The organism is Thioalkalivibrio sp. ALJ3, from assembly GCF_000377205.1.
In the GTDB taxonomy this organism is placed as follows: domain Bacteria; phylum Pseudomonadota; class Gammaproteobacteria; order Ectothiorhodospirales; family Ectothiorhodospiraceae; genus Thioalkalivibrio.
This window is the reverse complement of record NZ_KB897906.1, coordinates 75,112-90,040: the sequence shown is the minus strand read 5'-3', so window position 1 is coordinate 90,040 and position 14,929 is coordinate 75,112. Positions and strand designations below refer to the sequence as shown.

The window sequence follows — 14,929 nt, the reverse complement described above, 5'->3', positions numbered from 1 at the left end:
TGCACTCCAAACGAATCAGTGGCGATTGTCGCGTGAAACGGCCTCGCACACCAGCCGGGCAGCTCGGCCCCTGTTGGCGCGACGCCGATCAGGCGTAATCGTCAATCAGCCCCTTGCGGGGGCGCTTGCCGGAGTCACGCGGGGAACGCTGTTGCGCGGGCTTGACAGCCGGGCGCAGCAACGGGTCACGATCATGGTCGTCACTGAGGGTCCGGCCCGGCACGGTCGTATGAACCGGACGCACAGTGGGATTGGTCGTGGTCGAGGGTTTGATCGGCCGAACCGAGCGGTCCGGCTGCAGCTCATCCACCATGATCCCACCTCCCGCCAGTGACGCGTTTTCGGGAACCTGCTTGTTTGGTCCTCCCGAATGGGTGGGGGTTCCCGTTCGCCGATTCGTCTGTGTGTCCTACAGCTCCCGCAACTGCGCCCATTCCTCGTCGGACAGCAGCTTGTTCAGATCGACCAGAATGGTGAGCCCCTGCTCTGTGCTGGTCACCCCCTGTATGAAGCGGGAACTGTCGTCGTTGCCTACCTCCGGTGCGGGCTCGACCGAATCCAGTGAGATCCGTACGACCTCCGAGACGGAATCCACCAGAATGCCGACATTCTGATTGTCCACATCAATAATCACGATGCGCGAAGCCTCGTCCGGCTCGCGATCCTCGAGCCCCATGCGCCGGCGCGCATCAATCACCGTCACGACATTGCCACGCAGATTGATGATGCCGAGGATATAGTCCGGAACACCGGGAACCGGCGCGATCTCCGTAACCTTCAGTACCTCCTGCACCTGCAGGACATCAATCGCGTAGGTTTCCTCCGCGAGACTGAACGTCACATACGGGGCGGTATCGGCCTTGGCCATGGCTTCTACGTCTTGTGCGCTGCTCATGTCTTCCTCGTCGCTCGCGAGCCCTTGCTGCGGGCCCGGTGTTCAGTTCCTGAATACGTTATCGGCCGCGCTCGCCCTGGCTTGAGCCCATCTCCCAATTGCCCTGGTCCAGGGTACGATCCAGGGCCTCCAAATCCAGCAGTGTCGCCATCTGCTCGCGCTCCACCCCGGCCAGCCAGGGTAGCCGTTTGCGGTGACTCCGCCAGCGCAGATTTTGCGGATCAATGACGCGCGTTCCCTGAATCGAGCGGCAAGCCAGCGCAAAGCGCGAACCCGCCAGGAACACGACGTGTCGGGCCGTATCCGGCTCATATTCCCGATCTTCGGGCGTCACCACCGCCGCCAGATCGATCAGCTGTACCCGGCCCTGCTTGGTATCGGCCAGACCCAGATACCAGACCGAATGGTTGGGTGTAGGCCGAACGTCCAGCTCTGCCAGCGGGGCTACACCTCCCAGCGAGGCCAGCGGCGCCAACAGGGTCAGATTCCCGGCCTCCAGCACCAAGGCCGAGAATCGATCGGACGGGCGGGGATACTCGTCGCTCTCGATTACCGTACGCGGCGGAGCGGGCGGTGCCACCGGTTGCGCAGTCGTGGGCGCATCGACTTCCAGTGCGGGTTCGGGCTCTGTGGGAGCCGGTCGAGGCTCCAGAATATCCGCTCGCAGAAGATGGGCCGGGGCCGTCGGCGCGGGCTCGTCCAGCAAGCTGCCGAAATAGTCGTTCAGCGCCTCGGGCTCCGCCTTCAGTGCCAGATTGTCTTCCCGGGAACGGTTCATCCCTTTTGCCTCCTGGCATGCGGCTCCGACAGCCGCCCGCCAATCGCCTCCAGCAAGTCCGAATAGGCCAGCACGCCCCGGGCATCCGGGATCATGAAGCAAAGCGGCTGCCCCGCACTCGATGCATCGCGGAATTTGGTATCGACCGGAATCACGCCGGGCCACACCTCATCTCCGTAGAGGCGCCGCAACTCCGCGAGCGCCTCGTGGGCGGCACGTGTGCGCCGGTCAAACAGGGTGGGAATAATCCGGTAGTGAAGCTCGGCCTTGCGCGATTTCTGAACCATTTTCAAGGTGTTGATCATGCGTTCGAGCCCCTTGAGCGCGAGAAACTCCGTCTGCACCGGAACCAGGAGCTCATCACAGGCGGCCAGTGCATTCACCATCAACACTCCCAGCATGGGCGGGCAGTCCATCAGCACATAGTCGTACTGGTCTGCGACCTGCTCCAGCGCCTGGCGCAGCACCAGGCCCATGCCACTGCGCGTACCCAGTTGCCGATCGAGCGTGGCCAGTGCCGTGCTGGCCGTCAGCAGGTCCAGACCCGGGAAACGGGTCTCGCGGATCAATCCACGCGGATCCGGGCGCTTGCCCTCCGCACACTGGCTGAACAGTTCGTACACCCCGCGCGTGGCCGTTTCAGGGTCATGCCCAAAATAGGCCGTCAGCGACCCATGCGGGTCGACGTCGACCATCAGAACGCGCTGTTCCGGTCCAGACAGCAACCCACTCAGGGTCACCGTTGTCGTGGTCTTGCCGACCCCACCTTTCTGGTTGGCAACCGCCCAGATTTTCACTCGGAACTCCCCCCGTTTCCATCCATCGTCGGTGACTGCAGCGACAAAGGCAGGTCCTCTCGCAGCTGCTCGGGCTCCTGCGTGCCATCCTCGCGCGGCCGAGCACCAGGGAGAACCACGATGGCCACTCGCCGATTCTCCGCCCGCCCTTGTTCCGTGTCGTTGCTGGCTACCGGCCGATGTTCCCCGTAACCGAGGGCCACCAGATTCTGCGGTTCGATGCCCGCATCTTCGAACACGCTCACCACGGCCGCTGCACGCCCCGACGAGAGCTCCCAGTTGGAAGGATAGACCGCCGTCTGGATTGGAACATTGTCCGTATGGCCCTCGACGTGCACTCGCGAGACACGAGGCGCGAGAATCGCCCCGACCTCGTCCAGCAAGGCCCGGGCCTCAGGATTCAGTGTGGCCGAGCCACTCCCGAACAGCAGTCGGCTGGTAATCTCGATTTCCAGCCAGTACGCCTCGCGACTGACACGGAGATCGCCATCCTCGATCAGTGGCGCCATCGCCATCTCCAGCTCGTCCGCCACATCGGCCAGTGCCTCCAGGAATTCCTGAAGCTCGTCATCCGTGCCCGCGTCGTCGAGCAGACCGGAGAAGGCCATGTCGATGGGTGCCACACCCTCCTCCATAATGCCGGGCTGTACCTCGATCGGTACCAGCGCGCGCATCTCGTCAAGGGAATGATCGCGTGACACGGTGGGTTCACCGACCTGAATCGGATCGGTCTGGGCCGGGGCACGGAACGCATCGACCAGTGATTCCGACAGCACCCGATACTTGCCGTCATCCACCGAGGAGATGGCGTACATCACCACAAAGAACGCGAGCAGCAGCGTGACCAGGTCGCCATACGGAATCGCCCAGGCCTCATGGTTCTCTGCTTCTTCGTGGCGTTTGCGCCGAGCCATTGCGACCTCACTCGCGGATGAAGCCGCTAAGCTTGCTTTCGATATTGCGCGGGTTTTCCCCCTCGGCGATGGAGATCAGCCCTTCCATCAGCATCAGCTGATGCTGGGAGCGCTTCTGGATAATCGACTTCAGCTTGTTCGCCACCGGAAGGAACAGCAGATTCGCCGAAGCGATCCCGTAGATGGTGGCGACAAAGGCCGCGGCAATCCCCGCCCCGAGCTTGCTCGGATCCGCGAGGTTCTGCATGACCGCCATCAACCCCATCACGGCGCCCACAATACCCAGCGTCGGGGCGTAGACCCCCATGCTCTCGAATACCTTGGCGCCCTGGGTATCGAAGTGCTCGCGATTGTCCAGGTCCGCCTCGAGAATCTGGCGGATCGTCTGCGGTTCGGAGCCATCAACCAGTAGCTGGAGTCCCTTGCGGGCAAACTCGTCGTTCTCTTCGTCGGCCAGGGTTTCAAGGCCGAGAAGCCCCTCCTTGCGTGCCACGTTGGACCATTCCACGATGCGTTCCAGCATCGCCTCGTTGTCGATCCGAGGAGGCTTGAAGGCCCAGGGCAGGATCCGCATCCCGTGCAGGAAAACCGCCATCCGGGCCTGTACCAGGGTGGCCCCGAGCGTCCCGAGCACCACGATCACGAACGCGGCCGCATTCCAGAGTGCACCCAGACCACTCCCTTTCGCGATGCTCCCCCCGAGCACCGCGACGAGCCCCAGGGTGACCCCGATGAGGCTCAGGATATCCATCTAGCAAAACCCCTTCACCAGTGCCGGGCCAACCTCCGGCAACGGGTACACCTGGTCCACCAGCCCAGCCTCTGCAACTGCGGCGGGCATGCCATACACGACCGACGTCGCGGCGTCCTGTGCCCAGACCTGCGCACCGGCGGCCTTCAGTGCCCGCGCACCCTCGCGACCGTCCGCACCCATTCCGGTCAGCACCACGGCCAACACCTGACCACGCAAAGCCTCCACCGCCGAACTGAACGCGGCATCCACGCTGGGCTTGTAGATCGTACCCAACGGGCTCTCGCTCACCCGCACCGTGGTTTGGCTACCGCGCTCCAGGGTGGTTTGCATCCCCCCGGGAGCCAGCAGGGCGACCCCCGGACGCATCACATCTCCGTCCTCGGCCTGCTTGACCCGGATCTGGCACATTGCATCCAGGCGTTCGGCAAACGCGGGCGTAAAGCTCGCAGGCATATGCTGGACCAGCAAAATCGGCTGCGGAAAATTCGCGGGTAGCCCTTTAAGGACCTCCTGCAGAGCCACCGGCCCCCCCGTGGACGTCCCGATCAGCACGGCGCGAACCTGGCGCAACGGTACCGCCGGGCGGCTGACCGGCGGCGCCTGACGCTGCACCTCGGCGGCCTTGCGGTCCGCCTCTTCGCGGCGCGCCGACGGCCGAGCCTCCACCGCCGGCCGCACGCTTCCGGGTTCGCTGGCCGAGCGGGCCCGGCTGCGCGAAAGGCTGCGCACCCGTCGGCGCAACAACATGCGGGCGCTGTCTTCGTCGGACGCGATATCGCTGAAGCGCTTCGGTAGAAAATCGACCGCCCCGGCCTCCAGCGCATCCAGCGTCGCCTGAGCACCTTCGATCGTCAGGCTCGAGAACATCAACACCGGGCGGGGATTTTCCGCCATGATCCTGCGCACAGCGGTAATGCCATCCATTACCGGCATCTCGATGTCCATGGTCACGACATCGGGATCCAGTTCCTTGACCTTGCGAATCGCCTCCTCGCCGTTTTCCGCGCTGCCGACGACTTCAATACCCGCGTCGGAATCCAGAATCTCGGCGATGCGACGGCGGAAGAACCCGGAGTCGTCCACCACCAGTACCTTTACTGGCATTCTTAGCCCTCGACCGTTTGTGCGGGACGCCGGGTGCGGCCCGCCGACGGGAGCTTGTGCGTCAGCAGGCCCACCAGATCGGCGACATCCAGGATCAGCGCGATCCCACCGTCACCCGTGATCGTGGCACCCGCCAAACCCTTGACGCCCTGCAGATTCTGCCCCAGTGGCTTGATGACCACCTCTTCCTGTCCCACCAGATCATCGACCACCAGCCCCACCTTGCGGTCTGCGGTATGCACCACGACCACATGCGATTCCGGTTTCGCTTCGGGGATAAATCCGGGCTTCAACCAACGCTTGAGATAATGAATTGGAAGCGCTTGATTTCTCACTACAATGACTTCCTGATCGTCCACGTAATGGGTCTTGGTCAGATCCAGGTCCAGGATCTCCGAGACGGACGCCAGCGGGATCGCGAATCGCCGCCCGTCGAGGATGACCATCAATGCAGGGAGAATCGCCAGAGTCAGTGGCAGCTTGACCCGCAGCGTGGTCCCGACGCCAATCTCCGAATCGATCTCGATGGTGCCATTGAGCTGCGAGATCTTGGTCTTGACGACGTCCATCCCCACCCCGCGCCCGGAAACATCCGAGATCTCGGTCTTGGTGGAAAAACCGGCCATGAAGATCACGTTGAAGGCCTCGCGATCGGTCATTCGCTCTGCCATGACCGGCTCCATCAGGCCCTTCTCTACCACCTTGCGCCGAAGGGCCTGCGGGTCCATGCCGCCGCCGTCGTCCTTGATCAGCAGCGCGATGTGATCGCCTTCCTGTGCGGCACCCAGTACGACCGTACCCTTGCGCGGCTTGCCCGCCTTTTCGCGCACTTCGGGGGTTTCGATGCCGTGGTCCACCGCGTTGCGCACCAGGTGGACCAGCGGATCCGACAAAGCCTCCACCAGATTCTTGTCGAGGTCGGTGTCCTCGCCAAAGATCTCCAGTTCGATCTCCTTGCCGAGGCTGCGCGACAAGTCCCGGATCACGCGCGGAAAACGATTGAAGACCTTGTTGACCGGCTGCATGCGGGTCTTCATCACCGACGTCTGAAGATCCGAGGTCACCAACGCCAGCGAGCTGATGGCCTTGCCCAGCTCGTCGTCCACATGCTGGCTGCGCAACATGCTCAGGCGGTTGCGGACCAGCACCAGTTCGCCGACCAGATTCATGATCTCGTCCAGTCGCTCGGTATTCACGCGCACCGAGGTCTCACCCTGAGAAGCCTGTCGGGAGCCGCCCGCAGCCGCCGGCTTGGCCGGCTCCTTGGCGGGTTCCGGCACTGAAGACGGTTTGGGATCGTCGGCAGGTTCGCGCTTCGCGCTCGACTCTTCGGGGGCTTCGGCATCGCTGGCTTTTGCAGGTGAAGATGCCGGCGACGCACTGGCGGGGGGTCCATTCCCACGCGCCTGCAGTTCGTCCAGCAAGTTCTCGAACTCGTCGTCCGAGATCAGGTCTCCGCCACCATCGGTGGCCCCACCCTCACCGGATTCCGCGCCAGTCGGCTCCCCGGAGCCGCTCGCCGCTTCGACCGCCTGCGGGGTGCCATCGCCATGCAGCGTATCGAGCAGGGCTTCGAACTCGTCATCGGTGATTTCGTCATCCGCGCCCACCAGCCCCGAATCATCGCCTGCATCGTCACCTGCGGCCGTGGAGGTGGCTTCCACCTCGGCGGGGGGCGCCGGCTCAGGCTCAGGGGGTACATCTGCGGTCGGGGCTGCCTCGGATTCGGAGTCACCAGCCACGTCCTCGTTGTTGGCCATCTTCCGCAGGTCTTCGACCAGATCCGCCTCGGCCGGAGTAGGCTCCACCCCGGAACGCAGGTCGCCGAACATTACGTTCAGCGTGTCGAGCACCCGAAGCATAGTATCCATCAAGTGGCTATCGACACGCCGCTCGCCATTGCGCAGCAGGTTGAAGACGTCTTCCGCGTGATGACAGACCGTCACCAGCGCATCCAGGCTGAGAAAGCCCGCGCCGCCCTTGATCGTGTGGAAGCTGCGAAATACTGCGTTGAGCAGATCCCGGTCATCGGGATGCTGCTCCAGATCAATCAGCTGCTCGTTGAGCCCTTCGAGCAGTTCCCCGGCCTCAATCAGGAAGTCCTGAAGGATTTCGTCGTTGGGGTCGATGGCCATTCGGTCTCTCCATTCCGGTGAGGCTTGCCGTTTAAGGGATGGGTCCAGGGAAAGCGATGCCGATTATCGAATCGGCATCCCCTAGAAGCCCAGACTGGACAACAGATCGTCCACCTCGTCTTGTCCTTGAACGACATCTTGGCCGGAATCTTGAGTCTTCGGCACTGCCGGGCCATGTCCACGCCGGTCCGCTTCACGCTGCTCCGGGTCGCCCCCCATCTTCTTCTCGGCGGCCTCCACCGTCTCCATGCGCCCGCTCGACAGCCGGATCAACGAAACCAGATTCTCCTCGAGATCCGTCACCAGCTGAATCACCCGACGAATCACCTGACCGGTAATGTCCTGGTAGCTCTGTGCCATCAGCACCTCGGACAACAGGCGCCGCAGTTCCTCGGTGTCGTTGTTCGCCTGGGCGAAGAACTCATCGAGATCGCGGGCGAACTCGCGGAACTCGTCCACCGAGAGCTGGCGATTGCGAAAGCGCGTCCACTTGGCCGTCAGCACACCCGCCTGCTGGCTGAAAGACTCGGCGATCGGGAGGCTCGTCTCGATAGCGGTCAACGTCTCGTGAGCGGCCTTTTCCGTCATCGTGACCACATAATTCAGGCGTTCACGCGCATCCGGGATCTCGGCCTGGGTCAGCTCGACCAGTCGCGAATCACCGCGGAAGCTTTGCAGGGCCTCGTGGAGATCACGGGTCAGCTTGCCCAGCTCGTCAAACAGCTCGCGATCGTATGGCCGCGCCAGATCCTGAATCAGCCCCCGGGCGGCAACGTCATCGCCTGCTTCCAGAACCTGGACAAGCTCGCGTGCGCGTGCAAGCTGCTGCTCCTCCACCGATTTTTCTTGTTTGGTCATCCAAAGCCCCTTGCTCGCTCCCTACCCCGGGCGTGCTGACCGGGATCTACCCCTTGGCCACGGCGCTGCGCGGACCGCGGGTACCGCATTCAAGACCCCAATTACCCTTGGGATTCAATGCGTTCGAATATTTTGTCGATCTTTTCCCTGAGGGTTTCCGCGGTAAATGGTTTCACCACGTAGCCGTTCACACCCGCCTCGGCCGCCTCGACAATCTGATCACGCTTGGCCTCCGCCGTCACCATCAGCACCGGCATCGTCTTCAGCTTGTCGTCCGCACGCACCGCCCGCAACAGATCGATGCCCGGCATATTGGGCATGTTCCAGTCGGTAATCAGAAAATCGAAGTCACCGTTCTGGAGCATCGGCAGTGCCGTGCTGCCATCGTCGGCCTCTTGCGTATTGTTGAAGCCGAGATCACGCAACAGGTTCTTGATGATCCGCCGCATCGTGGAGAAGTCATCCACGATGAGAATTTTCATTCCCTTGTCCACAGGTCACTCCGGGATAAATTTTTGTGGGTACCAATGGCGTGGCTGTCAGAATAACTGCAAAGCCTCACCGTCTTCGAGCCAGGATCCCATGCGAGCGCGCAGCCGGATCACGGCCTGACTGCGAATCTGGCTGACGCGCGACTCCGTCACACCCAGAACCGCGCCAATCTCGCGTAAGTTGAGCTCCTCAATGTAATAAAGCGAGAGCACCAGGCGCTCGCGTTCGGGCAGATCCCCCAACGCAGCGGCCAACTCCTCGCGGAAAGCCCCCGCCTCCATCGCTCTCGCGGGCGAGGCCTCCTGCCCTTCAACCACCCGGTCGGCATCGCCATCGGTGCCGCCCAGATCATCCAGTGCAAACAAGTGTGCGCCCGCATGGTCCTGCAGCATTGCGTAGTACTCGTCGATCGGCACCTCGAGGACCTCGGCGACCTCGCTACCGCGGGCCGCGCGCCCCTCCCGGGCCTCGACCGCCTGAATGGCCTCGGCGATCTTGCGACTGTTCCGGTGAACGGAGCGTGGCGTCCAGTCGCAGCGCCGCAACTCGTCGATCATCGCGCCGCGGATGCGAATACCGGCATAGGTGGCAAAGGTTGCGCCCTGCCCGCCCTCGAACTGCCGTGCAGCCTCCAGCAACCCGATCATCCCCGCCTGGATCAGATCGTCCACCTGCACCGAAGCCGGCAGTCGCGCCATCAGATGATGTGCGATGCGATGCACCAGCTCGATGTGCTCCGCGACGCGCTGCTCGTGGCCGGTTGCGGCCACGCTCTCGTATCCGGGGAGGCGATTACGCGACGACATCATGCACTCTGCAGCATTCGCTCGACGAAAAACCCGACGCCGCCATCAACGCCCCGCGCCACGGGCCAGCGATCGACGGTGCGCGCGAGTTCGGTGAAGGCCTTGGCCGCGGGGCTACCGGGATACTGCTGCACGACTGGTGCCCGCTTCTGCACGGCCTTGCGCAGATTCTCGTCCATCGGGATGTACCCGGCCAAGTCCAGGATGACTTCCGGCAGATAGTTGCCACAAACGGTTGCAAGTTTCTGCAGCAATCGCTCGGCACCAGCGCGATCCTGCACCATGTTCGTAACCAGACGGAAGCGCCGAATGCCATGATCTCGGTGCAGCACCTTGATCAGGGCGTACGCATCGGTAATCGAGGCAGGCTCGTCACAGACCACCACCAGGGTCTCCTGGACCGCGCGGCAAAAGGTCGTGACCGATTCCTGCAATCCGGCCGCGGTGTCGACCACGAGTACATCCAGCGGTTTGGAATAGGCACTGAACGCGTGGATCAACCCGTTGTGCTCGACTTCGGAAAGGTTGGCCATCGAAGCAATCCCCGAGGCCGAAGGGATGACCTTGATCCCCTCGGGACCGTCGATCAGGATGTCCTGCAGATCCTCGACTTGTCCGGTCACCAGATCGTGCAGGGTTCGCTCGGGCCGCAGTCCGAGCAAGACGTCGGCATTTGCCAGCCCCAGATCGGCATCGAACAGCATCACCTCGCGCCCCAGCCGTGCGAGCGCGACGGACAGGTTGACCGAAACGTTGGTCTTGCCAACCCCGCCCTTGCCGGAGGCGACCGCGATGACCTTCAGCGGCGAATTAGTGCGTGGCATAACGTCCCTTTCCCACCGGATGGATCATTTCCAGGACACCCGCATCCCGGCTGGTGCGCCTTGCCGCCTCGCTGCGAGGCGCGCTGGTAAAGTCCGCAAGGGTTTCGTCGGTCCATCGTTCATCGCGTGACATTCCGCGCGCGGCCCGACGCTCTTCGCCGAGCGCCCGCCGAGTCAGATCACCCGTCTCGACCCGATGGAAGTCTTCCGCGATCCGCTGGCCATCACTGACAAAGGTGAGTCCCAGATGCTGATCGAGCAATACCGACAACGTCTCCCCCAACTGTTCGGCTTCATCCAGTTTAGTCAGTACGAGCGCCGTCGGCTCCGTCTTGCGAAAAGCATCCAGCACCCGACGCAGCGCCGCGGCCTGGGTCGTCGCGGAGACGACCAGCCAGCTCTCGCAACGCACGCGACCCGGCCAGCCGGCGAACAGCGACTCGTCTCCCACCGTCGAGGGCGCCTGACCCGCGGTGTCGACCAGGACCAGATGTCCATCATCCAAACGCGCGGTCATGTCCCGCAACTCGCGCACGCCCTGCAACACCCGCAGCGACACCCCTGCCATAGTCGCAAAGGCCTGCAATTGACGGGTCGCCCCAATACGCTGTGAATCCAGTGTGACCAGCGTAACCGAATCCGCGCCCATGCGGCGGATTTGCCGCAGGGCGATGCGCGCGAGTGTGGTGGTCTTGCCCACTCCCGTAGGACCCACCAGTGCCAGCACACCCCCCTCGTCCAGGATATCCGGGTGGCGGGTGGCAATCGCCCCCGAGAGCCTGGCGCGCAGGCGCTCCCACGCCTGTTCCACGGTGCTGTCGTCGAGGATGCTCCCGGCGAGGCTGCGCGCCAGTGATTCGCTGAAGCCCCGGTCCATCAGGCGCGCCTTGCATTCCGCCGCAAGCGGATGCCGCGCCGCCCATTGTGCGGCCTCATTGTCGCTGTGCTGACGCGTCAGAAGACTGCGCAGGTCTCGCAGCTCCTGGCGCATCGCGACCAGTTCCGGATCGGCCGGCCAGGCCGAAGCAGCCGGGGCACGCGACCCCGATGCCGGCGCCTCTCGCGGGGCATGGACTGCATTCACGGCGGCCTGCTGCTCGCGTTCGGAGACTCCTGCGTCGCCATCTTCCAGCGCCGCGACCACCTCCAGCCAGCCATCCACACGCCGGCTCGACAGGATAACCGCCTCGTCGCCCTGCTGTTCGCGCACCTGCCGCATCGCGTCGCGCATGTCGCGTGCCCGGTACCGTCTCACATTCATCGCTCTTCTCCCGTTTTGCCCTGGCGGAGCCGCTCGCTACTGTTTGCCTCAGGCGCTCGCAGGTGCTGCCTGCCGGGCCGAATCTTCCTGTCCGACCGTGGCCACCACACGGATCCGCCGGTTGTCGGGGATCTCGGTGAAGGCCAGTACTGCCAGATTGCGCACGGCGCCCCGCAGCCATCCGGCAATCCAGGAACGGATCTCCGGGGCCACCACCAGGATGGCCGGCTGGCCACTGGCTTCCTGACGCTGTGCCGCCTCGGAGACCGAACGCTGCAGGCGCTCCGCCAGGCCCGGCTCCAGTCCCACCGTCTCGCCGTTACTGCCCTGCAGAGACTTATGCAAAAGCTGTTCCAACGATGGATCCAACGCGATCAAAGGCAGCTCGTCGTCCGGTCCCACAAGGTCCTGAACGATCGAGCGTGACAGGGCCACCCTGACCGCCGCGGTCAAAGTGCCGGGATCCTGACTCTTGACTCCCTCCTCTGCCAGGGTTTCGGCGATTGTGCGCAGATCGCGGATCGATACCTGCTCGGCCAGCAGGTTCTGCAGGACCTTCAGGATTACCGACAGCGAGAGCGTCTTCGGCACCAGGTTCTCGACCAGTTTCGGCGAATGCCGCGCGAGCTGATCCAGCAGATGCTGCGCCTCTTCGTGACCAATCAGACGATGCGCGTTCTCGCGGAACACCTGAGACAGATGCGTGGCGATCACGGTGGCGCAGTCCACCACGGTGTAGCCGGCCCCCTGGGCCTGATCGCGATCCGCCGGGTCGATCCACAGGGCGTCGAGATTGAAGGTCGGATCCTTGGTCGGCGTGCCCGGCACAGTGCCGAACACCTCGCCCGGGTTGATCGCCAGTTCGCGATCCGGGAAGACCTCGGCCTCCGCCACAGTGACACCCAGCAGGGAGATCCGGTACGCATTCGGAGTGAGCTCCAGGTTGTCGCGGATATGGACCGGCTGCAGCAGGAAACCGAGCTCCTGGGAAAGCTTGCGGCGAACGCCCTTGATCCGCCCCATCAGCTGACCGTCCTGAGTACGATCCACCAGCGGGATCAGCCGATAACCCACCTCCAGGGAAACCAGATCAATCGGCGGGACGTCGTCCCAGGTCAGGTCGCGGTTTTCCGGGCTGGTTTCGGCTGGCTCGTCCGGCACGCGTTCCACCTCCAACGCCTGTTCGCGCTCACGCCGCTGCATCAGATAGGCCGAGCCGATGGCCAGCGAGGCCAGGCCCAGGAACACGGCATTGGGCATGCCCGGCACCAACCCCAGCACAGCGATCACGCCGCCGGCTACGTACAGCACGCGCGGGTTGGAGAACATCTGGCCGAACACCTGTTGCCCCATGTCCTGCGTGCTGGAGACGCGGGTCACGATGATGGCCGTGGCCGACGACAGCACCAGCGACGGGATTTGCGCGACCAGTCCATCGCCGATGGTCAGCAGCACGTAGTTGGTCGCGGCATCGCCCATCGACATGCCGTGCTGCAGCGTACCGATAGTCAGGCCGCCGATGATATTGACGAACAGGATCAGGATCCCGGCGATGGCGTCCCCGCGCACAAACTTCGAGGCACCGTCCATCGAGCCGTAGAAGTCGGCTTCGCTGGCAATGTCCTCGCGGCGTTTGCGCGCCTCTTCCTGAGTCAGAATTCCGGCATTCAGATCGGCATCGATCGCCATCTGCTTGCCCGGCATGGAATCCAGGGTGAACCGGGCGCTGACCTCGGAAACGCGCCCCGCGCCCTTGGTCACCACCACGAAGTTGATGATGATCAGGATCGCGAACACCACCAGGCCCACGGTGTAGTTGCCGCCCACGACGAAATCGCCGAAGGCCTGGATCACCTGACCGGCTGCATCGGTACCGGTGTGGCCCTCCAGCAGGATGACGCGCGTGGAGGCCACGTTCAGCGCCAGACGCAGCAACGTGGCGACCAGCAGCACCGTGGGAAACACCGCGAACTCCAGCGGCCGTGGCGTGTACACCGCGACCATGATCACGACCAGCGACAGCGCGATGTTGAAGGTGAACAGGACATCCAGGGCGATGGGCGGCAGCGGCAGCACCATCATCGAGAGCATCGCGATCAGCAGGATCGGCGCCCCCAGGCCCCATTTGCCGACAGTCCCCAAGCGGTCGAAGAAGGCCATTAGCGGTTCCTCCGACGGCCGCGCTGCCGCTGCGGATCGAGATAGTCATCCGGCACCGGCAGATCATCCGGCATGGCGACGTCCGCATCCGAGCGCTTCAACTGATAGACGTAGGCGAGGATGCGCGCGACGGCGACGAACAGCCCGTTCGGGATCTCCTGGTTCAGGTCCGTGGTGAAATAGATCGCTCGGGCCACACGGGGTGCCTCGACGCGAATGATCTTGTGTTCGTCCGCGACCGCCCGGATCGAGGCAGCAACCTCGTCTACGCCCTTGGCCACCAGCTTCGGGGCCGCCATTCGCGAGGCCTCGTACACGATCGCCACCGCGAAACGGGTCGGGTTGGTGATCACCACATCCGCCTTCGGCACCTCCTCCATCATCCGACGCTGAGCCATTTCCTGCTGCAACTGACGGATTTTCTGCTTGACCTCGGGTTTACCGTCGGTCTCCTTGTATTCGTCCTTCAGTTCCTGGCGCGTCATGCGCAGCTGTTTCTGGTGATTCCACATCTGGAACGGTGCATCGATCGCGGCGACCAGGATCAGCGCGGCCGAGACCGCCACGAAGGTGCCCAGCGCCAGTTGCGCGGCGTGGGCGATCGCCTGCTCCAGGGGCTCGTAGCCCAGCATCAGGAGTCGGTCCGAGAACGTCCACAGCACCGATATGGCCACGCCGGCCACCAGCACGAACTTGGCAAAGGTCTTGCCAAACTCCATCAGGCCCTGCCAGGAGAAGATGCGTTTGAGACCCTTGAGCGGGTTGAGCTTGGAGGCCTTTGGCTTGGCTGCCTGCCACGAGAAGTTTGCCCCGCCGATCAGGAAGGGCGCGAGTACGGCTGCCACCATCAACACACCAAACAGTGGTAGCAGCGTGCGCAAGGTGGCAAACATCTGCTCGGACAGGTAGGGCAGTAACAGCGAGCTGTCGTAGGCCAGTTCGCGCTCTATATCGAAACGCCCGGCCGTCTGCTCGGCCAGCTGGCCGCCCAGCGTCGGGCCGAAAAACGTCATGAAACCACCGGCCGCCATCAGCACCAGGAACGTCGACAGCTCCCGCGAACGCGGGACCTGACCCTTCTCCTTCGCCTCGCGCAGGCGTTTCGGAGTCGGCTGTTCGGTTTTCTCTTGTCCGTTCTCGTTCTCGGCCAT

15 protein-coding genes are annotated in these 14,929 nt (G+C 63.6%); all 15 read right to left on the bottom strand.

What is annotated here, in order from left to right; translation table 11 throughout:
* Positions 1 to 88: 88 nt before the first annotated feature.
* Positions 89 to 313, bottom strand: coding sequence for a hypothetical protein (locus C935_RS0104600; protein WP_018861340.1), 225 nt, complete (start codon positions 311 to 313; stop codon positions 89 to 91).
* Positions 314 to 409: 96 nt separating this feature from the next.
* Positions 410 to 868 (bottom strand): chemotaxis protein CheW, encoded by a 459-nt coding sequence (locus C935_RS0104595; RefSeq protein ID WP_018139245.1) that lies wholly within the window; start codon positions 866 to 868, stop codon positions 410 to 412.
* An 85-nt stretch (positions 869 to 953) separates the two neighbouring features.
* Positions 954 to 1,673 (bottom strand): chemotaxis protein CheW, encoded by a 720-nt coding sequence (locus C935_RS0104590; RefSeq protein ID WP_018861339.1) that lies wholly within the window; start codon positions 1,671 to 1,673, stop codon positions 954 to 956.
* Positions 1,670 to 2,470: a ParA family protein gene (locus C935_RS0104585; protein ID WP_018861338.1), complete on the bottom strand. Its 801-nt coding sequence runs from the start codon at positions 2,468 to 2,470 to the stop codon at positions 1,670 to 1,672. The genes C935_RS0104590 and C935_RS0104585 overlap by 4 nt, the downstream gene beginning before the upstream one ends.
* Positions 2,467 to 3,384 carry a flagellar motor protein MotD gene (gene motD / locus C935_RS0104580; RefSeq protein ID WP_018861337.1) on the bottom strand — a complete coding sequence of 306 codons (918 nt, stop codon included), beginning with the start codon at positions 3,382 to 3,384 and terminating at the stop codon, positions 2,467 to 2,469. The genes C935_RS0104585 and motD overlap by 4 nt, the downstream gene beginning before the upstream one ends.
* A gap of 7 nt (positions 3,385 to 3,391) precedes the next feature.
* The gene (locus C935_RS0104575) at positions 3,392 to 4,135 is read right to left on the bottom strand and encodes a flagellar motor protein (protein WP_018861336.1); all 744 of its coding nucleotides are present in this window, start codon (positions 4,133 to 4,135) and stop codon (positions 3,392 to 3,394) included.
* Entirely contained in the window at positions 4,136 to 5,242 is a 1,107-nt protein-coding gene (locus tag C935_RS0104570; protein ID WP_018861335.1) for a chemotaxis response regulator protein-glutamate methylesterase, read from the bottom strand. It lies immediately after the preceding gene.
* Between the two features lie 2 nt (positions 5,243 to 5,244).
* The gene (locus C935_RS0104565; RefSeq protein ID WP_018861334.1) at positions 5,245 to 7,377 is read right to left on the bottom strand and encodes a chemotaxis protein CheA; all 2,133 of its coding nucleotides are present in this window, start codon (positions 7,375 to 7,377) and stop codon (positions 5,245 to 5,247) included.
* A gap of 81 nt (positions 7,378 to 7,458) precedes the next feature.
* The gene (locus C935_RS0104560) at positions 7,459 to 8,235 is read right to left on the bottom strand and encodes a protein phosphatase CheZ (protein ID WP_018861333.1); all 777 of its coding nucleotides are present in this window, start codon (positions 8,233 to 8,235) and stop codon (positions 7,459 to 7,461) included.
* Between the two features lie 101 nt (positions 8,236 to 8,336).
* Positions 8,337 to 8,717, bottom strand: coding sequence for a chemotaxis response regulator CheY (cheY, locus tag C935_RS0104555; RefSeq protein ID WP_026278642.1), 381 nt, complete (start codon positions 8,715 to 8,717; stop codon positions 8,337 to 8,339).
* A gap of 57 nt (positions 8,718 to 8,774) precedes the next feature.
* Complete coding sequence (locus C935_RS0104550; RefSeq protein WP_026278641.1) at positions 8,775 to 9,536, bottom strand: RNA polymerase sigma factor FliA; 762 nt, start codon at positions 9,534 to 9,536, stop codon at positions 8,775 to 8,777.
* Entirely contained in the window at positions 9,533 to 10,357 is an 825-nt protein-coding gene (locus tag C935_RS0104545; protein WP_018861330.1) for a MinD/ParA family protein, read from the bottom strand. Before C935_RS0104545 ends, C935_RS0104550 begins: the two co-directional genes overlap by 4 nt.
* Positions 10,344 to 11,588, bottom strand: coding sequence for a flagellar biosynthesis protein FlhF (gene flhF, locus C935_RS0104540; RefSeq protein ID WP_026278639.1), 1,245 nt, complete (start codon positions 11,586 to 11,588; stop codon positions 10,344 to 10,346). Before flhF ends, C935_RS0104545 begins: the two co-directional genes overlap by 14 nt.
* A 78-nt stretch (positions 11,589 to 11,666) precedes the next feature.
* Positions 11,667 to 13,778 (bottom strand): flagellar biosynthesis protein FlhA, encoded by a 2,112-nt coding sequence (gene flhA / locus C935_RS0104535; RefSeq protein WP_018861328.1) that lies wholly within the window; start codon positions 13,776 to 13,778, stop codon positions 11,667 to 11,669.
* Positions 13,778 to 14,929 carry a flagellar biosynthesis protein FlhB gene (gene flhB / locus C935_RS0104530; RefSeq protein WP_018861327.1) on the bottom strand — a complete coding sequence of 384 codons (1,152 nt, stop codon included), beginning with the start codon at positions 14,927 to 14,929 and terminating at the stop codon, positions 13,778 to 13,780. Before flhB ends, flhA begins: the two co-directional genes overlap by 1 nt.